Origin of the sequence: Citrobacter sp. MGH105 (assembly GCF_001037485.2) — a bacterium.
In the GTDB taxonomy this organism is placed as follows: domain Bacteria; phylum Pseudomonadota; class Gammaproteobacteria; order Enterobacterales; family Enterobacteriaceae; genus Citrobacter; species Citrobacter portucalensis.
In genome coordinates, this window is sequence record NZ_CP073048.1 from 4,698,875 (window position 1) to 4,723,333 (window position 24,459).

The window sequence follows — 24,459 nt, forward strand, 5'->3', positions numbered from 1 at the left end:
GGTTTCGATGGATTTGGAACATGGAGATGGAAAAGGTTGCAATGTTTCGAGAGTTTATGGTAGATAAATATCAAAAAATATTACTGGTTAATAAATCAAATGAAAATTGCACACATATATATAAAAAAGTACAAAATCCTTAACGAAATAAACATACCTATAAACGCAGAGCACGATTGTAACTTCAATCATGGCTGCATAGAAATAAATAAAAAAGAAAAAGATTTAGTTCCCGAAAAATATTATGATGAAATCTCTCTCTCAGCTGTAATTGGTGAAAATGGCGTAGGTAAAAGCACGTTACTTGAATTCATAGAAGCCTCCTTTAGTTATGTTAACGGCTCAGGAATAATTGTTTGGCACGATCCCGATAGTGGATACCTAATACATGTATACAACATGAATGTTAAACAAGTTAATAATACATCTCAATTCCCACATGAAATATATTACCTTTATGAAACTACGTTATTCAAGGAAAACGTAAAAGTAATAAAGATAAATAATCTGCCGAGCCCTACCGGAGAATCGAAAAATAAAAAATCAAGACATGTCAAAAATATACCGCTATCAAAGATAGAAATAAATACTAAAGACCGTTTTTTACGGACGTACACCTATCTCCTACATAATCCAAGAGGGAATAAGCTCAAGGGTTCTCAAGCAAGCTTTGAATTTATATTTAACCACCACAACCTTAACGATATAATTGAGTTGAATAATAAATATAACATCAAGCGGGGCAACTCAAATAGTTACGTCGTCAACAAAATTGATAAAATATTTAGTTATAAATATGAGTCAACTAACACCATAGATGAAATAATTGACCAGATATTAGATGCTACATGTTTATCTACGCTAAAATCATTAGTATCAGGACTCAAATATGAATCCAGTGAACTCAACATGCATTTAATTGAGTTAATCTCATCCTACTTGAATAACAGAAGTTACGGTGTGGAAAATGCGAATCAATCCTTTGAGTTATGCCTTAAAGGGCTTAACAAAAATTCAATCTCAGAAAAATTATTAGAAAATTATATTTACGGTTTTAGGTCACTTTCATACTTATTAGAAAACAAGATTATTTTTAAAAAAAATAACATAGAAAGTATAGTAATTGAAGATGAAAGAATCACGGTAAAAACTGAAAGTGCAGAAGAAGCCTATCGTGGTGTCAAACACCTCGACGCAATACCAAGAGTGATTAAGCATAATATTTCATATGGATGGAAAGGTTTCAGTAGTGGAGAGTATGCATTAATAAAATTCTTTTGCGAACTTGAAGCAGCAGTATTAAAGTTACAAAAAAAAACCAAAAGCTTTATATTTATAATTGATGAGGTGGATTTATATCTTCACCCTGAGTGGCAAAGAGAGTTCATTGATGAGCTAATTGAACATTTAGCATCTCTTCGAATAAACATGAAGTCACAAGTGATATTAACTACTCACTCTCCCATCATCATAAGCGACTTTCTATCTGAAAATATAGTAGCACTTAATAAAAACAATTCTGGTCAAGTGGAAAAAATTAGTTCCAGCGGATTTGGAACGCCGATATCTGAGCTCTACATTGATGGAATGCATTTATCATCAACTTTTGGATCTCGCTCAAAAAGATATATTGATGACATAATTGAAAGTCGTGACAACCTTGACGAATTCCAGAAAAAACTCATCGAGAAAATTAAAAGTAAAAATATCAGATTAATGCTTGGAGCGTCCCAATGATTAAAACCACCCCGCGATTCACGAAGGATTTCATGGTTCGCTATAGAAATGAAGTATCTGTTAAAAAAGTTTTCAAAGAAATATGTGAGATTAATCAATTTGTACCATATGAAAGCAAGAGAATATTTGAATATTATTTTAGCTTAAACAATATAATTAAATTAACATTGCTCCCGGCAAATTATTTAAAATGGTATGTAAAAGAACTGGAAATAAACTTACCAATAATAATCCAAAGATATAACCCCACCATATTGCTTACTGATTTTGATATTAGTAAACTGTCCATGCTTCCTGAATCAACGAGGAACAAGGCTGATAAGCTTAAAGTAATCGATTGTTTACAACTTGTAATTGCTGAGCTTAACAGAATAAAATGTGTAAAGAATGAAATAATCGTTGATGAGTTAATCTCTTACATTAACAATTCTACATTACCGGGTGACATTAGAAAAAGCCTTGAAAAAGTGAAAGGATTCCTAAATGGCAAACCTGGCGTATTGAATGAAATATACCCTACAAAATTTCCCATTTGGGTTAATATGCTCGAAAAAGCATTTGATTACGAACATGTTAGTAAAAAATTTGGTCATGAAATAAATGGTTTCTATAACATTGGCTATTGTCCATATTGCAATGATGAACCGATACACTCCATCCAGTCTACACGAAAGACCTTTAGACCACCTCTTGACCATTTTTTACCTAAAGCTCTTTACCCTTTTTTAGCAGTATCAATATATAATCTAATACCTTCAGGAACCAGATGTAACAACTCATTTAAGCTTATGAGAGACACAAGAACTGCTTCTAATCCTAATTTAATTACAGATCAGATCCCACATCAGGCAGTTTTTTTAATTAACTACATCCCAGATGTCAAGATCTCTACAAACAATATATCGATTGACATTTTAAATGTAAGCGAAAAATTCAAAGTTAACACCGAAATATTTGGCCTATATGATGTTTATAACAAACCAGATACTAAGCAAGAAGTTGCTTGGATAATGGAAAGAATTGAATTCTTAAGGGACTCCGGAACTCTCAATGAGACATTAAATGATTTTAATAGATTTTACCTACATCTAAAAATTCAATTAGGGGAAAAGGCAAATAATTTTAGATGGAAAAAGTTGCTTTTAGACACAGTTAATCAAATGACCAACTCAAGCTTCAATGCCTGCATATAGATTTAAGCCGCTTCACCTCAGGAACTTCCATGCCACCAAACTTCTTGCGCCAGGTGTAGAAAGTGGCATCGGAAATGGCGTGCTTGCGGGCAGAAACTCCGGCTTCCGCTTCGCGGAGAATACTGATGATCTGTTCGTCGGAAAAACGCTTCTTCATGGGATGTCCTCATGTGGCTTATGAAGACATTACTAACATCGAGGTGTATTAATCAACGGGGAGCAGGTCAGCCCGTACCTACATCATGCACAGCGTGGATACGAGCTTTAAGAATTGCGTCCTGAACCTCGACCGAAACTACTTTAATCTGTTCGGCCAGTTGCCCACCAACCAAACCTTTTTTTATCTCTTCACGGAGCATCAATGCTCGTTTTTCACGTGAAGTATGTTGATAGGCCCTAGTATCTCTTGAATTGGTTCTACCAAACCATGAAGTTTGCAACAGATCGCTTAAACCACCCTCATCAAGTAAGGTGTTGAGCGTATGCCGGAAGTGGTGACTAGTAAAATCAACATCAATATTACTAGAGGTATATTTAGCGGCAAGCCTAGGTAAATAGCGTAGGAAAGTGGTGAACATGGACTGGCTACAACTTGCCGCCAACCAGTGAGCATAGTATCCACTGGAAATTCCCAGCGAACGAATAAACAACAAATCCTTAATATAGTATTTATTTCCGAATTGGTCAGTATGAATAGCCAATAGATATGTGTCCGAGAAATCTCGACAACAATACTTTATGATCTCGGATTTATAGGTATAGTAAACTGGGTATAATGGACTACGTCCAGTTTTGGTGAAAGCATTATTATCAGGCCATGCAAATTTTTTCTTTCTTAACCAACCAGTAGTAGCCAAAACAGTATCACTTATTCCAAGCTTAACTAGCTCATTAGAATATATTTTTTTATCATCTGGAATTTTTTGCAAAAATCTTATATCAGGGCCGCCAACTCTAAGCATTTCTTCAGCAGTTATTCGAGCATCTGACGTTAATTCGGAAACTTCAACCAGAAGATCCCCGACAATAGAACTCATTTCTGACGATAAAAATAATCTGCGCTTCGGCGTGAATACCTTCCCACGACTAGCTTTCCGAGGGAAGTATTCTATATATGCATTCCCCTCGGCATCAAACGACAGCTGTTGATTGGGTAATAGTGAAACTTCACTAAAGCGACGTCCTGTGCAAGCAAGAAAGGTCAACATCAAGACATATAACCTATATTTATGCTTACTTGGAACCTTTAAATAAAGCTCACCTATGATTCGATACACATCAGGAGCAATGAGCTTATTCGACTTTGTTTCTAAAACACTAGGATCATCTAACCTTTTATAGTTTAATCCTCCTGAAATATCAGGACGCGTCATATTGATATATTTATATTGCAATAAAACTCTGCATAACCCATTAGCATCACAGTGTGCACTAAATTCTGCAACATGCTTGTGGATATTATAAGCCGTTGATTCACTATAATGCGTTGAGACTAATGCACATGCATTATCGAGCGTTTCTCGTGTTATATTAGTTAGATCCTGCGCTAATTGCTTGGCTGCGAAAGCTACATAACCTATGGCCGTAATAAAATTATGTTGATTGGGCGTTGATTGATGCTTTCTATGGAATCGTAGAATAAATAGCGATTTTGCCACTTCCGCCCAATTACCGATAAATAGCTCCCCTCCTAATTTTGGTGAAAGTGAAAACTTGAAAGAGGCTGACTTCACATGTTTGCCTGACTGTTCAATCAGACGACCAGCAAAAATTTGCCAAACTGAATCAGTCCAAATTACAGACTCAAATCCCTCAAGCCTCATTATTTTTGCTCTGTAAACCAAATGAGTAAGGTTTTCCTTTCTATCGCGTTCAACTCGATTAATGAAAGGAATGACTTTAAACTTTCGATTAGAACGGCCATCAGTCATTACTGATACCCTCCTCACAAAACTTAACCACCTGTGCAACTGCCATTATCACTTCATCAAGTTGTATCCCTAATCGCGAATTTTCGTACTTCTCTAAGCGCTCTTCACGGCTGGCTAGTAGGCATTCCAACACATTTTCATGGTCAGCATTACGATAAGGCTGAAATTTGGGACATACATAACATGAGTAAGGCGGATCTAGATGGCATACAGTTATTTCCCCGCATACGCCGACATCAATTATTTCAGATGAATCTTGTTCATCTAGAAATATTAAATGCTTGTCATTGCGCTCACCATTGATAGCCTCTTCATCACTAGAGATCAGATTACCCTTGAAGAAATCAAGATATTTAGAGAATCCTTTCGCCATCGCTTTATCGAGATGCCCTACTATGTTACCTGCCATATCAAAATAAACATTTACATTTTGCGTGTCTGTATGATCCAATATTCTGGCTAACTCTCGCTTACTAATCCCTTCAGCAACCAAACCTGTAGCTAAGGAATAACGTAGACGCCGAGGGGTTACATGTAATAACTCCCCGGTAAAAGGAGATATTATTTTGTGGCGCTTAACAAAAGCTTTTATTAGATTAGCTATCCCAATCGACATCATATTGAATGCTTCATCCCATCTTTTTGACTCAATAGCATAGCGATTTTTATTAAAGTTTATAAATAGTGGCCTCGTAACTTCTACAGGATGCCCCATTATTTCTAGAACAAGCTTTTTGTCTCTCGAAGCGTCAATAAGTGCCAAAAGATGTTCAGCGATCTGCGGCTCTAAGTATTCATCAACCATGTCATCTCTAGGAGTTAATTGTCTCTTTTTGATTCTCGGCATCTTTAAGACATAACATGGAGTGACAGTTTCAGGAGCTAAATTGACGAGATCGGTTTCTTTTAAAAAGGTTAAGTTCGCAGGATTTCGCCCGAATGCAATAGAAAGAGCTACAGCAGCTTTCTGCTGTAAATGCTCATAAATTAAACTCTTATCCTGCTTGAGTGCATTTAAAATTGGCTGTAGTTCAAATGTTCTATGTAATGGGCCATGATTCTGGTCTTCTTGCCTGACGGCCTCGCCTTTGGGATTACCCGGTATTTCAAGAGCCTCAAGCTCTTGTGCGTAATCAATAGAAAACCCAAGCTCAGGATAATTTTCAGCACACCATATATACCAACGTATAGGACGATATAAAGCCCATAGCTTATTTTTTTTACGCGCGTGGCTGATAATATATTCCATCAGAACAACAAGACGTTCTTCAAACTGTTGTATTGGAACCCCGGCTATAAGAGAAAAATGAGTTTGGCGAGAAACTATTGTTGCAGATATATCGCTCCAATAAGCACACCCCGAATGTGATGAAACTCTAGTCGCCTGTTCAATAATACATAATATTATCGCTTCTTTTAATTTTTCATTTTCTATTCGAGTAAAATCAAGCTTGCTATGTCTATAGAAAAGAGGTAAAACAAAATTATCTTCTGTAATATCAACTTTAACGCCTTCTCGGGTATAAAAGTAGGGCGGCAGCCCTAATTTATGATCTAAATCATGGGGTAATTGATGCAATTGCTGTTTCATTTAATTATCCCTGCAATCAATTTACGCTGATACTCTGAGAGAGCCTGATAAGCCCTCTCCTCAATCTCTTGTGCAATGTATATTGATTGAGACTCTAGACTTGAATCTCCGCGTAACATAGCCAAAGCTTCCCTTCTTCGATCCTCTTCCAAACCTGCAGCCCTCAAAGCTTTCTCCATACGACTAGAGAATGTATGTCTTAACGATTTAGGTGTCAGCATTTCAGGTAATGAATCAGCATACGTGCTCCGAAGACGAGAAAAAAGCTGAGTTAAAGATGAGTGTGACAAAGGCTCGCCTTCATCACTTAGTATTAAATAATTAGTCGAGTTATTCGATTTTCTCTCTAAGAAATCTCGCCATTCTACGATGTATCTATCCAAAATTTGTAGAAAATACCGCCCTTCCAGGGGCAATACTCTGCCATTCCGCTTTACACTTGGTCTTGGCCTTCTTATATCGAAAGGGTCTGGCGGTCTTCGTTTGATTGTCACTGCTGAAATCGCCCCTATTTGTATATCCTCAACACGTAAACTGAGCAATTCTCCTGGACGTATTCCACAATTAAGCATCATCGACACGATTACAAAATTTCTGCATTTCACTGGCTGAAATAATCCGAAAGAGTTAGGGCTTTCTGGGTCCAAACACTTAAGTAAAAATTCAGTTTCATCACTTGTTAAATACTTTCTAGAAATACTTCCCCGCTTAGGGGTATTAATGAATGCTTTATCGATCCATGAATTTATACGTTTTCTCTCACACTTGAGACTGTCATATTTTTCGTCACCTAACGGCAGCAAAGATATAAAAATATCAATGACCCACATAAAATACTGTCTAATAGTTACTAACCTACTATTAAACGTGTGAGGGGAAACAACAGCCCCCTCAACCTCCATATCTTTTCTCAAGTATTCTATCAAACCTCCGCAATATTCTGCCTCTGTAAAGAACCTGCCATTTCTTAACCTACACTCTAGAACAATCTGCTTATTTGCAAGCCATCTATATAAGACTGACAGTTCTCGGAGATTTCTAAGTAACGTGTTTGTACTTAGATGTCTTCGGCTCAATAGGAACTCATTTGGTAGCGGTATAGGTAATTCGTTATGGTCCAAAAGAATTGGCAATAAATCACCAGTTTTATGGCCAACAGTGACGATTCTCATTCGTCCTCCTAACCTTACATAACCAACTTTATCCGGAGTAATATAATTACAAACGATACTTTATAAGAAACATTATAGTTACACTTTCTGCGAACATAAAAAAACCCTCAGTATCTTTACAAATACTGAGGGTTTAAATTCAACTTAACTTATTAATTCTTAAACTCTTACGATTTATGAAAAACTTGTAAAAGTTACAAATTAATATTTATCAGAGTTAGAACGGAATATCGTCGTCGAAATCCATCGGCGGCTCATTAGACGGTGCTGCCGGCGCTGACTGTTGCGGGCGAGACTGTGCGCCGCCGCTGAACTGGTTACCACCCTGCGGCTGCTGAGGTTGACCCCAACCGCCCTGCTGCTGACCGCCACCTGCCGGAGCACCACCACCCTGACGACCACCCAGCATTTGCATGGTGCCGCCAACGTTAACCACAACTTCTGTGGTGTACTTTTCTACGCCGGACTGATCGGTCCATTTGCGGGTACGCAGCTGACCTTCGATATAGACCTGAGAACCTTTACGCAGATATTCGCTGGCCACTTCCGCCAGTTTGCCGAACAACACAACACGGTGCCATTCAGTCTGCTCTTTCATTTCACCGGTCGCTTTATCACGCCAGGATTCGGAAGTAGCCAGCGTAATGTTGGCAACTGCGCCACCATTCGGCATATAGCGTACTTCCGGGTCCTGGCCCAGATTACCGACGAGAATCACCTTGTTTACGCCTCTGCTGGCCATGATCGTGTCTCCTGAAAAACGTTACTGAATAAGTGTAAGCGCGGGATTGTAGCATTTCCAATAGCGCTTTTACTACGTTGCGAAGTTGATTCCAGTAAACAACCCCAGCCAGACATTGTTGCACAGACGTCTGCGTTTTGCATTCCAATACTGTATATCCATTCAGGTCAGGTTGTGTCATAATTAACCGTTCGTGATCGCCGGTAGCACCATGCAGCCAGGCAAAAAAGCGTTTAATCCGGGAAAGATGAATGGATAAGATCGAAGTTCGGGGCGCCCGCACCCATAATCTCAAAAACATCAACCTCGTCATCCCGCGCGACAAGCTGATTGTCGTCACCGGGCTTTCGGGCTCAGGCAAATCTTCGCTCGCTTTCGACACCTTATATGCCGAAGGGCAGCGTCGTTACGTTGAATCCCTTTCCGCGTACGCGCGTCAATTTCTGTCGCTGATGGAAAAACCGGACGTCGACCACATTGAGGGGCTCTCTCCTGCCATCTCAATTGAACAAAAATCGACGTCCCATAACCCGCGATCCACGGTAGGTACAATTACCGAAATTCACGACTATCTGCGTCTGCTGTTTGCCCGCGTTGGCGAGCCGCGCTGTCCGGATCACGACGTCCCCCTGGCAGCGCAGACCGTAAGCCAGATGGTGGATAACGTCCTGTCGCAGCCGGAAGGTAAGCGTCTGATGCTGCTGGCGCCGGTGATCAAAGAGCGTAAGGGCGAGCACACCAAAACGCTGGAAAACCTGGCAGGCCAGGGCTATATCCGCGCCCGTATCGACGGTGAAGTCTGTGACCTTTCCGATCCGCCCAAGCTTGAGCTGCAAAAGAAACACACCATTGAAGTGGTGATTGACCGCTTTAAAGTCCGTGACGATCTCACCCAACGACTGGCGGAATCCTTTGAAACCGCGCTGGAACTGTCCGGCGGTACGGCGGTCGTTGCCGATATGGACGACCCGAAAGCGGAGGAGCTGCTGTTCTCCGCCAACTTCGCCTGCCCTATCTGCGGCTATAGCATGCGCGAACTGGAACCGCGGCTGTTCTCGTTTAACAACCCGGCGGGCGCGTGTCCAACCTGTGACGGTCTCGGCGTGCAGCAATATTTCGATCCTGATCGGGTGATCCAAAACCCGGAACTGTCGCTGGCCGGTGGTGCTATCCGCGGTTGGGATCGCCGTAACTTCTATTACTTCCAGATGCTTAAGTCTCTGGCGGAACACTATAAGTTCGACGTTGAAGCCCCGTGGGCCAGCCTGAACCCTGCTGTGCATAAAGTGGTACTTTACGGTTCCGGTAAAGAGAATATCGAATTTAAATACATGAACGATCGTGGTGATACGTCCGTACGTCGCCATCCGTTCGAAGGCGTATTGCACAATATGGAGCGCCGCTATAAAGAGACGGAATCCAGCGCAGTACGTGAAGAATTAGCCAAGTTCATCAGTAACCGTCCTTGCGCCAGCTGTGAAGGGACGCGTTTACGCCGGGAAGCCCGTCACGTATTTGTTGAAAATACGCCGCTGCCTGCGATTTCTGACATGAGCATCGGTCATGCAATGGATTTCTTCAACAATCTGAAGCTCGCAGGTCAGCGGGCGAAGATTGCCGAGAAAATTCTTAAAGAGATTGGCGATCGTCTGAAGTTCCTGGTCAACGTCGGCCTCAACTACCTGACGCTATCGCGGTCGGCGGAAACACTCTCCGGCGGTGAGGCCCAGCGTATTCGCCTGGCAAGCCAGATCGGCGCGGGTCTGGTCGGTGTAATGTACGTACTGGATGAGCCGTCTATTGGCCTGCACCAGCGCGATAACGAACGTCTGCTGGGTACGCTTATCCACCTGCGTAATCTGGGTAATACCGTTATTGTGGTCGAGCACGATGAAGACGCGATTCGCGCCGCTGACCACGTTATCGATATCGGCCCGGGCGCGGGTGTTCACGGCGGTCAGGTCGTCGCCGAAGGGACACTCGACGACATCATGGCAGTGCCTGAGTCGCTGACCGGCCAGTACATGAGCGGTAAACGCAAGATTGAAGTGCCTAAACAGCGCGTTGCGGCTGACCCAGAGAAAGTGCTGAAGCTCACCGGCGCACGCGGTAACAACCTGAAAGATGTCACCCTGACGCTGCCGGTAGGTTTATTTACCTGCATTACCGGTGTTTCCGGTTCGGGTAAATCGACACTGATTAACGACACACTGTTCCCGATTGCACAGACGGCGCTGAACGGTGCGACGCTGGCTGAACCTGCGCCGTATCGCGACGTTCAGGGCCTGGAGCATTTCGACAAAGTGATCGACATTGACCAAAGTCCGATTGGCCGTACGCCGCGCTCTAACCCGGCAACCTACACCGGCGTATTTACGCCAGTGCGCGAACTGTTTGCCGGTGTACCGGAGTCACGCGCACGCGGTTACACGCCGGGGCGTTTCAGCTTTAACGTCCGTGGCGGACGCTGTGAAGCCTGTCAGGGCGACGGCGTGATCAAAGTCGAAATGCACTTCCTGCCGGATATCTACGTGCCGTGCGATCAGTGCAAAGGCAAGCGCTATAACCGCGAAACGTTAGAAATTAAGTACAAAGGCAAGACTATCCACGAAGTGCTGGATATGACGATTGAAGAAGCACGTGAGTTCTTCGATGCCGTTCCGGCGCTGGCGCGTAAGCTGCAAACGCTGATGGACGTTGGCCTGACGTACATTCGACTGGGCCAGTCCGCTACCACGCTCTCGGGCGGTGAAGCACAGCGCGTAAAGCTGGCGCGCGAACTGTCCAAACGCGGTACCGGGCAAACGCTGTATATTCTCGATGAGCCGACCACCGGTCTGCATTTTGCGGATATTCAGCAACTGTTGGACGTGCTGCATCAACTCCGGGATCAGGGCAACACCATCGTAGTGATTGAGCACAATCTGGACGTGATTAAGACCGCAGACTGGATTGTCGATCTCGGTCCGGAAGGCGGCAGCGGCGGCGGCGAAATCCTTGTCTCCGGCACACCAGAAACGGTCGCTGAGTGTGAAGCCTCACACACGGCCCGTTTCCTCAAGCCGCTGTTGTAATTACGCAACACTTGTCTGGCCTACAGAATATGCATAAAGCCTGTAGGCCGGATAAGGCGCTTGCGCCGCATCCGGCAACCGTTGTGCCTGATGGCGCTGCGCTTATCAGGCCGACGAAACTACAGACCGGGCATAAAGCCTGTAGGCCGGATAAGGCGCTTGCGCCGCATCCGGCAACCGTTGTGCCTGATGGCGCTGCGCTTATCAGGCCTACGAAACTACAGAATATGCATAAAGCCCGTAGACCGGACAAGGCGCTTACACCGCATCCGACAACCGTTGTGCCTGATGGCGCTGCGCTTATCAGGCCTACGAAACTACAGACCGGGCATAAAGCCTGTAGGCCGGATAAGGCGCTTGCGCCGCATCCGGCTACCGTTGTGCCTGATGGCACTGCGCTTATCAGCGCCTACGAAACTACAGACCAGGCATAAAGCCTGTAGGCCGGATAAGGCGCTTGCGCCGCATCCGGCAACCGTTGTGCCTGATGGCGCTGCGCTTATCAGGCCTACGAAACTACAGAATATGCATAAAACCTGTAGGCCGGATAAGACGCTTGCGCCGCATCCGGCTACGGTTGTGCCTGATGGCGCTGCGCTTATCAGGCCTACGAAACTACAGACCAGGTATAAAGCTTGTCGGCCGGATAAGGCGCTTGCGCCGCATCCGGCAACAGTTGTGCCTGATGGCGCTGCGCTTATCAGCGCCTACGAAACTACAGACCAGGCATAAAGCCTGTAGGGCGGATAAGGCACTTGCGCCGCATCCGGCAAGCGTTGTGCCTGATGGCGCTGCGCTTATCAGGCCTACGAAACTACAGATCAGGTATAAAGCCTGTAGGCCGGATAAGGCGCTTGCGCCGCATCCGGCTACGGTTGTGCCTGATGGCGCTACGCTTATCAGGCCTACGAAACTACAGAATATGCATAAAACCTGTAGGCCGGATAAGGCGCTTGCGCCGCATCCGGCGAAACGGATCAGGGCTGCGTCAGTATCCGGCGTTTATCTTCCGGCAACGTGTTCACAGCCTGCTGATAAGAGGCGTCGACCAGATAATAAATCTGTGAATCCGGCAGCGAGCCGTCCAGATACACCGTACTCCAGTGCGCCTTATTGAGATGCCTGCTTGGCCGAACATCGCTATGCTGCTGGCGCAATAGTTCTGCCAGTTCTGGGCTGGTTTTCAGAGACACCGCCGGGCGTTCTTCCACCTCTTTTACCATGGCAAAAAGCACATCTTCGACTTTGATTTGCGTGGCCTTCCAGTCACTGTGAACGCTCTGTTCTGCGCCCGTTTTTGCCATGCAGTATTGCAGCAACTCCGAATTCGTCATCTTTATTCCCCTTACCAGCATATTGCCTCATGAGAACATCTTTTATTCAGTGTGCAGCAAGTCCGCAAAAGGTAAAAGCCAGCAATGTAAATTTGTTTAAAAAAACAGCAATCCGCAGCCAGCGTCCTCAATATTCCGAGTTGACGATCACCTCTTCACCAAACGCACCGGCCTGTGGCAGCGGCTTATAAGTGGAGTTAGAGGCGCGCAAAATGCGAATACCGCGAATACCCACGTCGCGAGCGGCAGTGATGTCATTATCGGAGTCACCGTAGAACATGCGGATATTTTTATCCTGCAGCCACTGCGTTTTGGTGTTCTGACCCGGCTTGTCGCCGGCAAAAATGACCGGATTCATATTTCCAGCTGGGATGTGAAAGTTATCAGACAACGTTTTCGACACCGTTTCAGTCTTCGTCTGGCTACGCCCGGTCACGAAAAAGATGCTGTCACCGCGACGCACGTGCATATCAATCAGTTGGCGCGCGACTTCTTTTGGAATACTGAACTCGTCCCAGCCATTGTTCATTTTTTCCCAGAAGGCCGGATTCTTCAGGTAATCCTCACTGTCCGGAGAATACGTTTTTTTACCGCGCCAGAAGCCTGGGCTGGAAAAGAGGACAGTGTCATCGATATCAAACCCGACGGCCATCGGCGGACGTCCGGTCAGGCTGTTTTCAATTTGTGCCACGGAGACCCAGTGAATGGGAGCCTGCTCAGCGAGCTTTGCAACGTTAGTGCCTGGATTGAGCTGAGAGGGAGAAGAAACGAGTGCCTGGGCTGGCTGATTAAGCGTGAACAATAAACAAACGGCACTCAGTGCCAACGTAAACTTGCGCATATTTTTCCCTAAGTAGTCAGTTAGTTATCATTTTTTTATTAACAACTGGTCAAAAAACTATCTGACCTTACCCCTTAGGGGGAGGGAAAGGAAGGATTTTCTCTGGTTTTGTCCTGGAAAAGGAGCACGATCACATTGGAAAACAGGCCTGATGGCGTGACGCTTATCAGGCCTGCAAAGTCGGTTACATGACGGCGGCAAATGCCTTCGCCACGCGCTGCACGTTACCGTGATTCAACCCGGCCACGCACATGCGACCGCTGGCGATCAGGTATACACCGAACTCATCGCGCAGACGATCAACCTGGGCTGCGCTAAGCCCGGTATAGCTGAACATCCCGCGCTGTTGCAGCAGGTAGTCAAAGTTACGGCCTGGGATCTCCGTATTCAATACGTTAACCAACTCCTGGCGCATCGCCAGAATGCGGGTACGCATCTCTTCAACTTCCGCCAGCCAATTGGCTTTCAGCGCGTCATCACCCAGTACCGCGGCAACTACCTGCGCACCAAAGTTTGGCGGGCTGGAGTAGTTTCGACGCACCGTCGCTTTTAGCTGCCCCAGCACGCGGCTGGCGGTATCAGCGTCTTCACATACCACTGACAGTCCGCCGACACGCTCGCCGTACAAGGAGAAAATCTTCGAGAATGAGTTGCTGGCAAGAGCGGGCAATCCGGCGCTGGCAATGGCGCGAATCGCATAGGCGTCGTTTTCCATTCCACCACCAAAGCCCTGGTAAGCAATATCCAGGAACGGGATCAGATCGCGTGCTTTCAGGATCTCAATAACGCTATCCCACTGCGCAGGCCTTAAATCCGCCCCTGTCGGGTTATGGCAGCACGGATGTAGCAGCACGATGCTGCGCGCCGGTAGGGTATTCAGCGTTGCCAGCAGGTCGTTGAAACGCACGCCGTTGGTCGTGTCGTCATACCATGGGTAAGTGCTTACTTCGAATCCGGCACCTTCAAAAATCGCGATATGGTTTTCCCAGGTCGGATCGCTGACCCACACGCCAGAATCAGGGAAATAACGTTTCAGGAAGTCTGCGCCAACCTTTAACGCCCCGGAGCCGCCCAGCGTCTGAATGGTTGCGACGCGCTGCTGCTGGAGAACCGGATGTTCTGCGCCAAACAGCAGCGGCGCAATAGTATGGCGATACGTGTTCAGACCTTCCATCGGCAGATACAGCGAAGCGCCATGCGGTTTGGCATTGAGGCGGGCTTCCGCTTCCGCCACAGCTTTAAGCTGAGGAATAATGCCGTCTTCGTTGTAATACAGGCCGATGCTGAGATTCACTTTGTCGCTACGTGAATCTTCTTTGAAGCGCTCCATGAGCGATAAGATCGGGTCGCCGGCGTAGGCGTCAACTTTTTGAAACACGTGTGGTTCTCCGGGTTTACAGGCAGGGGTTAAGAACACAATAAACCGGAAGTGGGAGAAGATCGAGAGGATGTTGAGAGGAATATTGCCGGAAGGCGGCGTAACCACCTGTCCGGCACATCATGCTGCTAATCGATATACTTCATCGCTACCCTTGAGGTCAGGCGCGTAATAAGTTCGTAAGCACTTACTTTCGTCATTTCAGCAATGCGTTCAACGGGCAAGCCCTCGCCCCACAGAATCACCGAATCGCCGGCTTTATCCTGTGCTTCGGGGCCTAAATCGACGCAGATCATATCCATCGCGACGCGACCGACGATCGGCACTTCACGGCCATTGACCAGTACCGGCGTCCCCGAAGGCGCTGCGCGCGGGTAACCATCTCCATAGCCCATCGCTACCACGCCAAGACGCGTGTCGCGCTCACTCAGCCAGGTTCCACCATAACCAACCGGCTCCCCCGCTTTGTGCTCGCGCACCGCAATCAGGCTTGAGGTCAGCGACATTACCGGCTGGCAGCCAAAATCAGCGCCGATGGAGTGATTTTCCAGTGGCGATACGCCATACAGAATCAGCCCCGGACGCGCCCAGTCGAAGTGAGACTGCGGCCACAGCAAAATACCACCCGACGCGGCAATCGAACGCTGCCCCGGTTTGCCTTCACAAAAACTGTTGAAGATATCGAGCTGTTTTTCGGTCGCGCCACACTCAGGCTCGTCCGCGCGAGCAAAGTGGCTGACGATATTGACCGGTTGGCGCACGTTTTCACACTGTGTTAAGCGCTGATAAAACGCCTCGGCCTGCTCAGGGCGTACGCCCAGGCGGTGCATACCGGTGTCGAGCTTCATCCAGACGGTAACGGGTTCAGCCAGTTTAGCGGCTTCCAGGGCTTCGAGCTGCTCCTGGTTGTGGACGGCAGTATGCAGGCGCTGCGCGGAAATAGTCGGCAGATCGGAGGCATCAAAAAATCCCTCCAGCAGCAGGATGGGCTGCGTGATCCCTCCCGCTCGCAAGCGCAGGGCTTCTTCAAGACGAGCGACACCAAAAGCGTCCGCATCGGGGAGCGTTCGCGCGGTCTCTAACAGACCATGGCCGTAGGCGTTCGCTTTCACGACCGCAACCAGTTTGCTGGCTGGAGCCAGTTCACGCAGACGTTGCAGGTTGTGTCGCAGAGCGCGGCGGTTAATAACTACAGTTGCCGCTTGCATTTGTATTCCTTAGAAATTACTCATCGTCATATTGAGGACCGGCATAGTTGTCGAATCGCGACCACTGACCGTTAAACGTCAGGCGCACCGTACCAATCGGGCCGTTACGTTGCTTACCAATAATGATTTCCGCGATCCCTTTCAGGTCGCTGTTTTCGTGATAAACCTCATCACGATAGATAAACATGATTAAGTCGGCATCCTGCTCGATGGAGCCAGACTCACGCAGATCCGAGTTGACCGGACGCTTGTCGGCACGTTGTTCCAGAGAGCGGTTAAGCTGCGACAGCGCCACCACCGGCACATGCAGTTCTTTCGCTAACGCTTTCAGCGAGCGGGAGATTTCTGCAATTTCCAACGTACGGTTGTCGGAGAGCGACGGTACGCGCATCAGTTGCAGGTAGTCGATCATGATAAGTCCGATACCGCCATGTTCACGGGCGATACGACGGGCACGCGAGCGCACTTCCGTAGGCGTCAGGCCGGAGGAGTCATCAATATAGATGTTTCGTTTCTCCAGCAAAATACCCATTGTTCCGGAAATTCGCGCCCAGTCCTCATCATCCAGTTGACCGGTACGGATTTTAGTTTGGTCTACGCGTGAGAGCGAGGCCAGGGAACGCATCATGATCTGTTCTGAGGGCATTTCAAGACTAAAGATAAGAACCGGCTTATCCTGCAACATCGCCGCATTTTCAACGAGGTTCATTGCAAATGTCGTTTTACCCATCGACGGACGCGCGGCGACAATAATTAAGTCTGACGGCTGCAAACCAGCAGTCTTTTTATTGAGGTCGTCATAACCGGTGTTCACCCCGGTGACGCCGTCGTGCGGTTGCTGGAACAGCTGCTCGATACGCGCTACGGTGGCGTCGAGCACATCCGTAATATTTTTCGGGCCTTCGTCTTTATTAGCGCGACTTTCCGCGATTTTAAAGACGCGAGACTCCGCGAGATCCAGCAGGTCTTCACTGGAACGTCCCTGCGGATCAAACCCGGCTTCCGCGATTTCGTTTGCAACTGAAATCATGTCACGAACAACGGCGCGTTCGCGGACGATATCCGCATAAGCGCTAATGTTCGCCGCACTTGGCGTGTTTTTAGACAACTCAGCCAGGTAAGCAAAACCGCCGACGCTGTCCAGTTGTCCCTGAACTTCCAGCGACTCTGCCAGCGTGATCAGATCGATGGGTTTTCCCATCTCCTGCAGGCGATGCATTTCCGTGAAGATATGCCGGTGCGGACGGGTATAAAAATCTTCCGCCACCACACGCTCGGCAACATCGTCCCAGCGTTCGTTATCCAGCATTAAACCGCCCAACACCGACTGTTCCGCTTCAATCGAGTGCGGCGGTACTTTCAGCCCGGCGACCTGGGGATCGCGCTCACGAGCATCAGTCTGTTGTTTGTTGAAGGGTTTATTTCCTGCCATAGTGAATGGAGTTACCGAGATAATGATTGGGTCGAAAGATTACCACATTTCTTTTGGAGGAAGCATGGCAACACGTATTGAATTTCACAAACATGGTGGCCCTGATGTACTCAAGGCGGTGGAGTTTACGCCCGTAGACCCGGCGGAAAACGAAATCCAGGTCGAGAACAAAGCGATTGGGATCAACTATATCGACACCTACATCCGCAGTGGTCTTTATCCGCCGCCATCTCTGCCCAGCGGGCTGGGTACCGAAGCCGCCGGCGTAGTCAGCAAAGTTGGCAGCAAAGTAACACACATTAAAGCTGGCGATCGCGTGGTGTACGCCCAGTCTGCTCTTGGCGCCTACAGTTCAGTGCATAACGTTCCGGCCGATAAAGCCGCCATCCTGCCTAACGCTATCTCGTTTGAACAAGCTGCCGCCTCGTTTCTTAAAGGGCTAACCGTTTTTTATCTGTTACGTAAAACCTATGAAATTCAACCTGATGAGCCGTTTTTATTCCACGCAGCCGCAGGTGGCGTCGGTATGATTGCCTGCCAGTGGGCAAAAGCATTGGGTGCGAAGCTGATTGGTACCGTCGGCAGTGCGCAAAAAGCGCAAATTGCACTGCAGGCTGGTGCATGGCAGGTCATTAACTATCGTGAAGAGAGCATTGTTGAGCGAGTGAAAGAGGTAACTGGCGGTAAAAAAGTGCGGGTGGTGTATGACTCGGTGGGGAAAGATACATGGGAAGCCTCGCTGGATTGTTTGCAGCGCCGGGGACTAATGGTCAGCTTTGGTAATGCTTCAGGGCCGGTTACTGGCGTGAACTTAGGCATTCTGAACCAGAAAGGTTCGCTCTACGTGACCCGTCCTTCTCTACAGGGTTACATCACCAATCACCGCGAATTAACCGAAGCCAGCAATGAGCTTTTCTCGCTGATTGCCAGCGGAGTGATCAAAGTGGATGTCGCGCCTGGTCAAACATTCGCACTGCACGATGCACAGCGTGCTCATGAAGTACTGGAAAGCCGTGCCACTCAGGGATCGAGTTTGCTAATTCCTTAAGATGACGGGGAAAGAAAGAATTAGGGCTTCCCGCAGGAAGCCCTTTCTTTTTTTAGTTCGGCTGTATGTAGGGTACAGCTCGATGAATTCGTTAACCTGGCAATAGTGACAGATTTGATAATCAATTCCTATTTGGTTCTAAAGGCAATGTTGCAGGTTGTGACGTACCGCTCAATACCTTAGTAAAACCGGCGGTTATTGCGCTGATACTGTGGGACTTTTGGCGCTTTTATCGCCTTGATCACCCACACCACGGCAACAGCCAGTAGCAGCCAGGGCAACAGTTTAATCATCAAGGCAAATAGTCCGCCCAGAAACATCACGGCGGTGGCTACGACCAATGCGGCCAGAACGCCCAGCAAAGATACGCCGGTGACCATCAGCATGATAAAAAATCCAATCACAAAAAGTAGTTCCAGCATGGCTCTCTCCCGAAATGAAATTCTCTCCATTGCTTTACAAGAAACATGCCAAAAATAATGCTTTGATTTATAAAGAAAACGCCCCGCGACAAAGCGCAGGGCGTGGTGAAATTAACTAACTTTTGGTGAAAACTTAACGCTTGTCTGCCACCAGCTTCAGCGCGTGCTCCAGAACGTTAATATCTGCCCCGGCTTTATGTGCATTCTCGCTCAGGTAACGACGCCACTGGCGCGCACCGGGAATACCCTGAAACAGCCCCAACATATGGCGTGTCACATGTCCCAAATAGGTTCCCTTACTCAGTTCACGCTCAATATACGGGTACATGGCACGCACCACGGCGACTGGATCGGAATCTTTGGTGGTAGCTGCAAAAATCTCGCGGTCAACGGACGCCAGAATGCCTGGGTTTTGATACGCCTCACGCCCCACCATCACGCCATCCATATGTTGCAGATGAATTTTCGCTTCTTCCAACGATTTAATGCCGCCGTTGATCGACATCGTCAGATGCGGAAAATCGCGCTTTAACTGATAAACACGGTCATAATCCAGCGGTGGAATTTCGCGGTTTTCTTTCGGGCTTAACCCTGACAGCCAGGCCTTGCGGGCGTGAATGATAAACATCTCACATTCGCCTTTGCCAGATACCGTGTTGATGAAATCGCAGAGGAATTCGTAGCTGTCCTGGTCATCAATGCCGATACGAGTTTTCACCGTAACCGGAATCGACACCACGTCGCGCATTGCTTTGACGCAATCGGCGACCAGTTGCGCATTCCCCATCAGGCAGGCGCCGAACATGCCATTCTGTACGCGGTCGGAAGGACAACCCACGTTGAGGTTAATTTCGTCGTAGCCCCGCTGTTCAGCGAGCTTTGCGCACTGCGCCAGCGCCGCAGGATCGCTCCCGCCCAGTTGCAATGCGACCGGATGTTCTTCTTCGCTATACGCCAGATAATCGCCTTTACCATGAATGATTGCCCCAGTGGTTACCATCTCCGTATAGAGCAGCGTCTGGCTGGACAGTAAGCGCAAAAAGTAGCGGCAGTGTCTGTCCGTCCAGTCGAGCATCGGCGCGATAGAAAAACGATGAGCGGGAAAAGCGGTAGACTGAGATTCAGGCAGCATGGCGAATATTCAAGCATCCGGTTAAAAAAGGGGCGCTACTATAGCATAGACCGTTACGATAGTGAGCCACATCCTCGCGGCTCACTCCCCCTGACCCTAAACAAAAGCTATTTACGCCCCGGTTTTCCGTCGTGAGATCCAAAAAACTGCGGCGGATGGTCGACCCAGCGATCCTCACGTGTAGCGGCATAGACCGGGTTAAGCGGATAATAAATGCGGTTGTATTTTTTGTTCGCCTCACCCACGACTAACAGGCGCACCTCTTCACTGGTGTTATTGATAAAGGTATGGCACACGCCTGTACCTGCCGGGAAACCGACGCTGTCACCCGGTTCCAGCTTCCATAAATACCCGTTAATCCAGGCCTCAGGATAACCTTCCAGCACGTAGATAAATTCTTCCTCATCGCTTTCGGCGTGCGGGTACGACGTGCGCCGACCCGGCGGCAGGCGTTCATGATGAATGCCGAGTCGTCCTAACCCCAACTTGCGGGCAAGCGGCGCGCCAATAGCAAATAGCTCATCGCTGTCAGGATAAGTGGAGTCATCAGCCCCCTCAACCTCACGCCAGTGGCGAATACAATCGGGTCTTTTCATGGTTATTTTCCAGTATTGCGATGCGTCAGGTATAGCACACCATGGTGGATCTCGGCGTTTTAAGCAGAACATGTTAAAGTAAGGGATTAACCTTCCACGCAAATCGAGGCGCCAAATGGACAAAACCACTACGCAAGAGTTATTGGCTCAAGCTGAAAAACTCTGCGCGCAACGCAACGTGCGGCTTACGCCACAACGCCTCGAAGTACTGCGCCTGATGAGCCTGCAGGAAGGTGCGATCAGCGCCTATGACCTGCTCGACCTGTTGCGGGAAACTGAGCCGCAGGCTAAGCCACCTACCGTATATCGTGCGCTCGATTTTCTGCTGGAACAAGGTTTCGTGCACAAGGTGGAATCCACCAACAGCTATGTGCTTTGTCATCTGTTCGATCAGCCAACCCACAGTTCCGCAATGTTCATTTGCGACCGCTGTGGCGTGGTAAAAGAAGAGTGTGCGGAAGGCGTGGAAGACATTATGCATACGCTGGCGGCAAAAATGGGCTTTGCACTGCGGCATAACGTTATTGAAGCCCACGGGCTGTGTCCGGCCTGTGTGGAAGTTGAATCTTGCCGCCATCCTGGCGAGTGCCAGCATGACCATACGATTCAGGTGAAGAAGAAAGTTGGGCGCTAGGTAAGCGGGAGAGCGTACATCCTTGTACTCTCAGGAGGGAAGGGTTAATTACCAGCGGTAATCATTACGTTTTTCCCAATCGTTAACTTCTTTCTCCGCCTGATCTTTCGCGTAACCGTAACGCTCCTGGACTTTACCGACCAGTTGGTCACGTTTACCTTCAATGACCGTCATATCATCATCGGTCAGTTTGCCCCATTGCTCTTTCACTTTACCTTTAAACTGCTTCCAGTTGCCGCCGACTTCGTCTTTATTCATCATCAAGTCCTCATCGTTAGGTTGTGAATAGCGAGAGTGCCATGTCCAGACACATGCTGTTTTTGCTGGACGTGAGAATAAGTGTAGTCAGTGATTCTGGGTTTTATTTACTATTCGGAATTTTTAACCATCCCGCTCAGGCAAACCAGGTTCCATTACGCCAGTGACGTCGCCAGATAAAGGCCAGTGAAAGCCCGCGCAACGCCAGGAAAACGGTTAACGCCAACCACAAGCCATGATTTCCCAGCCACGGCAAAGTCAGCAGCGTTAATGCGAATCCTGTGGCGGCAACGGCCATACTGTTGCGCATTTCTGCCGCGCGCGTCGCGCCAATAAACATTCCGTCGAGCAGATAACACCAGACACCCACCAGCGGTAACACCACCTGCCAGAAAAGATAGCGATCGGCCAGCTGTTGGATCTGCGGCAGCGAGGTCAGCAGCGCAACAATCTGCTCGCCAAACAGGGCATAAGCCAGCGAAAACAAAATAGCCACAATACCGGACTGTCGGCAGGCCGCCCGCCAGACGTCCTGCAACTGGCTACCATCTCGCGCCCCATAGGCCTGGCCCGAATGCGCTTCCACGGCATAGGCAAATCCATCCAGCGCGTAGGCGGTAAAGGTTAGCAGAGTCATTAGAACGGCATTAACCGCAATGATATCGCCTCCCAGACGCGCACCCAGCACCGTGATAGCGCCAAAACAGAGCTGCAGCAGCAGCGAGCGCAACATGATGTCACGGTTAAGCGCCAGCAAACGGCGGAAGTTGCCACGCCACGCCTGCTTCAGCATTGCCAGCGAAATTCCGCGCATATGCAGGACTTTGCGCACCATCATCAGGCCGATCAGCAAGGTGGCATATTCAGCAATCACCGTTGCCAGTGCCGCACCCTGCACGTTCATATGCAGGCCCATCACCAGCCATATATCAAGCACAATGTTGAGAATATTGCCGACAATCAATAGGATAACCGGCGCACGCGCATACTGAACACCAAGCAGCCAGCCGAGTAGCACCAGATTCGCCAGCGAGGCGGGTGCGCTTAACCAGCGAATTTCGAGGAAACGTCGGGCCTGCTCCAGTACCGCTTCACTTCCGCCAACAATGTGCAGAGCCAGATCGATAATCGGCGTACGAAACAGTGCGATAAGCAACCCCGCCCCCAGCGCCAGCATGAGCGGCTGCACCAGTGCGCGCGCCAGCGCCTGCGGATTTTTCGCACCAAATGCCTGGGCGGTAAGACCGGTGGTGCTCATGCGCAAAAAAAGCAGCAGCATAAAAAGAAAACTGGTTGCCGTAGCACCAACCGCAACACCGCCAAGATAGACCGGACTATCCAGATGACCAATCACCGCGGTATCCACCAGTCCCAGCAGGGGAACGGTGATATTGGAAAAGATCATGGGTAAGGCGAGGTGCCAGAGTGCTTTATCAGAAGAGGTAAAGAAAGGCATACAGGAGGGCCTGAGAAGAAGTTAGACGTACTGGATAATGTGATGCAGGCCCGGCAAGCGCAGCGCTACCGGGCACGTTGCCGGATGGCGACGTCATCGTCTTATCCGGCCTACAGGGATTCAACAGAAAATTACAGCCATTCACCGTTACGGATGACGCCTACTGCCAGCCCTTCAATAGTGAAGTTTTGTTCGCGCAGGTCGACAACGATAGGTTTGAATTCGCTGTTTTCTGGCAGGAGTTCAACCTTGTTTCCCTGCTTTTTCAGGCGCTTAACCGTAACTTCGTCATCAATACGGGCAACAACAACCTGGCCGTTACGCACGTCCTGGGTTTTATGCACAGCGAGTAAATCACCGTCCATAATCCCGATATCTTTCATCGACATACCGCTAACGCGCAGAAGAAAATCGGCGTTCGGTTTGAACAGTGAAGGATCGACTTGATAGTGGCCTTCGATGTGCTGCTGCGCCAGAAGTGGCTCACCGGCTGCCACGCGCCCCACAAGCGGTAACCCTTCTTCTTCTTCCTGCAACAGTCGAATACCGCGCGATGCGCCGGATACAATTTCCAGCACACCTTTACGCGCCAGCGCTTTCAGGTGTTCTTCAGCTGCGTTTGGGGAACGGAACCCCAAACGCTGCGCGATCTCCGCACGCGTCGGTGGCATACCTGTCTGGCTGATGTGATCTCTAATGAGATCAAACACCTCTTGTTGCCTGGCCGTTAACGCTTTCATTACGCCCCCTGGGTGTATATACAGTTATGCTGTGAGTATATACAGCTAAAGGCGATTTTGGAACCGCAAACTGCACAAAAAACAGGAGATTTATGCAGTTGTGGAAGCCTTATCGCAAATGCGACCACAACAGGATGCCCCAAGTGATTAGAGCGACAAAAATAGACAGCAATACCGCAGCCGACCCCATATCTTTCGCCCGGCCGGAAAGTTCGTGGTACTCAGAACCAATACGATCAACCACCGCTTCAATCGCACTGTTGAGGATTTCAACGATCATCACCAGCATCACAGAACCAATCAACAACACGCGGGTAATTGCATCAACATCCAGCCAGCAGGCGATGGCGACGCCCAGCAGGACAGCAATACTTTCCTGACGGAATGCCGCCTCATTAATCCATGCGGCGCGAAAACCTTTCCAGGAATAACCTGCAGCTTTGATAATTCGGGTGAATCCAGTGGTATTATTGGCCATCAAAAAGAACCTTTTTACATTATTAGCGTCAATGTCATTGTAACGTTACCCCGTTTGTTCAG

At 48.2% G+C, this 24,459-nt stretch carries 22 protein-coding genes and 1 pseudogene; 6 read left to right on the top strand and 17 right to left on the bottom strand.

Annotated elements, in window-relative coordinates:
* Window positions 1-99 precede the first annotated feature (99 nt).
* Window positions 100-1,737, top strand: a complete 1,638-nt coding sequence (locus SK35_RS22505) for an AAA family ATPase (RefSeq protein ID WP_048215122.1) — start codon at window positions 100-102, stop codon at window positions 1,735-1,737.
* Window positions 1,734-2,930, top strand: a complete 1,197-nt coding sequence (locus SK35_RS22510; RefSeq protein ID WP_048215123.1) for a hypothetical protein — start codon at window positions 1,734-1,736, stop codon at window positions 2,928-2,930. Before SK35_RS22505 ends, SK35_RS22510 begins: the two co-directional genes overlap by 4 nt.
* On the opposite strand, the pseudogene SK35_RS22515 reads toward SK35_RS22510, so the two are convergent.
* The 5 genes and pseudogenes from SK35_RS22515 to ssb1 all read right to left on the bottom strand — a co-directional run.
* Window positions 2,926-3,087 (bottom strand): annotated as a pseudogene (locus SK35_RS22515) (transposase); the annotation flags it as partial. The gene SK35_RS22510 and the pseudogene SK35_RS22515 sit on opposite strands and share 5 nt — an antisense overlap.
* Before the next feature lie 67 nt (window positions 3,088-3,154).
* Window positions 3,155-4,861: an integrase gene (locus tag SK35_RS22520; protein ID WP_048216365.1), complete on the bottom strand. Its 1,707-nt coding sequence runs from the start codon at window positions 4,859-4,861 to the stop codon at window positions 3,155-3,157.
* Entirely contained in the window at window positions 4,854-6,452 is a 1,599-nt protein-coding gene (locus SK35_RS22525; protein ID WP_048215125.1) for a tyrosine-type recombinase/integrase, read from the bottom strand. The genes SK35_RS22520 and SK35_RS22525 overlap by 8 nt, the downstream gene beginning before the upstream one ends.
* Window positions 6,449-7,624 carry a tyrosine-type recombinase/integrase gene (locus tag SK35_RS22530; protein ID WP_048215126.1) on the bottom strand — a complete coding sequence of 392 codons (1,176 nt, stop codon included), beginning with the start codon at window positions 7,622-7,624 and terminating at the stop codon, window positions 6,449-6,451. The genes SK35_RS22525 and SK35_RS22530 overlap by 4 nt, the downstream gene beginning before the upstream one ends.
* Window positions 7,625-7,841: 217 nt before the next feature.
* On the bottom strand, window positions 7,842-8,366 hold the full coding sequence (ssb1, locus tag SK35_RS22535; RefSeq protein ID WP_003826621.1) for a single-stranded DNA-binding protein SSB1: 525 nt from the start codon (window positions 8,364-8,366) through the stop codon (window positions 7,842-7,844).
* 251 nt (window positions 8,367-8,617) lie between these two features.
* Between ssb1 and uvrA the strand changes: the two genes are divergently transcribed.
* The gene (gene uvrA, locus SK35_RS22540; protein ID WP_003826619.1) at window positions 8,618-11,440 is read left to right on the top strand and encodes an excinuclease ABC subunit UvrA; all 2,823 of its coding nucleotides are present in this window, start codon (window positions 8,618-8,620) and stop codon (window positions 11,438-11,440) included.
* Between the two features lie 29 nt (window positions 11,441-11,469).
* Window positions 11,470-11,874: a hypothetical protein gene (locus SK35_RS22545; RefSeq protein WP_187426964.1), complete on the top strand. Its 405-nt coding sequence runs from the start codon at window positions 11,470-11,472 to the stop codon at window positions 11,872-11,874.
* 543 nt (window positions 11,875-12,417) lie between these two features.
* Here the strand turns inward: SK35_RS22545 and SK35_RS22550 are convergent.
* The 5 genes from SK35_RS22550 to dnaB all read right to left on the bottom strand — a co-directional run bounded on the left by SK35_RS22550 (window position 12,418) and on the right by dnaB (window position 17,633).
* Entirely contained in the window at window positions 12,418-12,774 is a 357-nt protein-coding gene (locus SK35_RS22550; RefSeq protein WP_008786927.1) for an MmcQ/YjbR family DNA-binding protein, read from the bottom strand.
* A 127-nt stretch (window positions 12,775-12,901) separates the two neighbouring features.
* Entirely contained in the window at window positions 12,902-13,615 is a 714-nt protein-coding gene (aphA, locus tag SK35_RS22555; RefSeq protein WP_003826615.1) for an acid phosphatase AphA, read from the bottom strand.
* A gap of 184 nt (window positions 13,616-13,799) precedes the next feature.
* Entirely contained in the window at window positions 13,800-14,993 is a 1,194-nt protein-coding gene (gene tyrB / locus SK35_RS22560) for an aromatic amino acid transaminase (RefSeq protein WP_048215128.1), read from the bottom strand.
* 128 nt (window positions 14,994-15,121) lie between these two features.
* Window positions 15,122-16,201: an alanine racemase gene (alr, locus tag SK35_RS22565; RefSeq protein WP_003826612.1), complete on the bottom strand. Its 1,080-nt coding sequence runs from the start codon at window positions 16,199-16,201 to the stop codon at window positions 15,122-15,124.
* A gap of 16 nt (window positions 16,202-16,217) precedes the next feature.
* The gene (gene dnaB / locus SK35_RS22570; protein ID WP_003826610.1) at window positions 16,218-17,633 is read right to left on the bottom strand and encodes a replicative DNA helicase; all 1,416 of its coding nucleotides are present in this window, start codon (window positions 17,631-17,633) and stop codon (window positions 16,218-16,220) included.
* Window positions 17,634-17,697: 64 nt separating this feature from the next.
* On the opposite strand from dnaB, the gene SK35_RS22575 reads away from it, so the two are divergent.
* On the top strand, window positions 17,698-18,681 hold the full coding sequence (locus SK35_RS22575) for a quinone oxidoreductase (RefSeq protein ID WP_008786924.1): 984 nt from the start codon (window positions 17,698-17,700) through the stop codon (window positions 18,679-18,681).
* 179 nt (window positions 18,682-18,860) lie between these two features.
* Here SK35_RS22575 and pspG read toward each other — a convergent pair whose 3' ends face one another.
* The 3 genes from pspG to SK35_RS22590 all read right to left on the bottom strand — a co-directional run bounded on the left by pspG (window position 18,861) and on the right by SK35_RS22590 (window position 20,831).
* Window positions 18,861-19,103 (bottom strand): envelope stress response protein PspG, encoded by a 243-nt coding sequence (gene pspG / locus SK35_RS22580; protein WP_003031713.1) that lies wholly within the window; start codon window positions 19,101-19,103, stop codon window positions 18,861-18,863.
* 133 nt (window positions 19,104-19,236) lie between these two features.
* Window positions 19,237-20,235 (bottom strand): tRNA dihydrouridine(20/20a) synthase DusA, encoded by a 999-nt coding sequence (dusA, locus tag SK35_RS22585; protein ID WP_048215129.1) that lies wholly within the window; start codon window positions 20,233-20,235, stop codon window positions 19,237-19,239.
* A gap of 107 nt (window positions 20,236-20,342) precedes the next feature.
* Entirely contained in the window at window positions 20,343-20,831 is a 489-nt protein-coding gene (locus SK35_RS22590; RefSeq protein WP_003031710.1) for a cupin domain-containing protein, read from the bottom strand.
* Between the two features lie 115 nt (window positions 20,832-20,946).
* Here SK35_RS22590 and zur point away from each other — a divergent pair, with 115 nt between their 5' ends.
* Window positions 20,947-21,465, top strand: coding sequence for a zinc uptake transcriptional repressor Zur (gene zur, locus SK35_RS22595; protein ID WP_003031709.1), 519 nt, complete (start codon window positions 20,947-20,949; stop codon window positions 21,463-21,465).
* 48 nt (window positions 21,466-21,513) lie between these two features.
* Here the strand turns inward: zur and SK35_RS22600 are convergent, their stop codons facing one another.
* From SK35_RS22600 to SK35_RS22615, 4 genes are all read right to left on the bottom strand, one after another.
* Window positions 21,514-21,723: a CsbD family protein gene (locus SK35_RS22600; protein ID WP_003031706.1), complete on the bottom strand. Its 210-nt coding sequence runs from the start codon at window positions 21,721-21,723 to the stop codon at window positions 21,514-21,516.
* Window positions 21,724-21,859: 136 nt separating this feature from the next.
* Window positions 21,860-23,179 (bottom strand): MATE family efflux transporter DinF, encoded by a 1,320-nt coding sequence (dinF, locus tag SK35_RS22605; protein ID WP_048215130.1) that lies wholly within the window; start codon window positions 23,177-23,179, stop codon window positions 21,860-21,862.
* Window positions 23,180-23,310: 131 nt separating this feature from the next.
* Window positions 23,311-23,919, bottom strand: coding sequence for a transcriptional repressor LexA (gene lexA / locus SK35_RS22610; protein ID WP_003826596.1), 609 nt, complete (start codon window positions 23,917-23,919; stop codon window positions 23,311-23,313).
* A 109-nt stretch (window positions 23,920-24,028) separates the two neighbouring features.
* Complete coding sequence (locus SK35_RS22615; RefSeq protein WP_048215131.1) at window positions 24,029-24,397, bottom strand: diacylglycerol kinase; 369 nt, start codon at window positions 24,395-24,397, stop codon at window positions 24,029-24,031.
* Window positions 24,398-24,459: the final 62 nt, after the last annotated feature.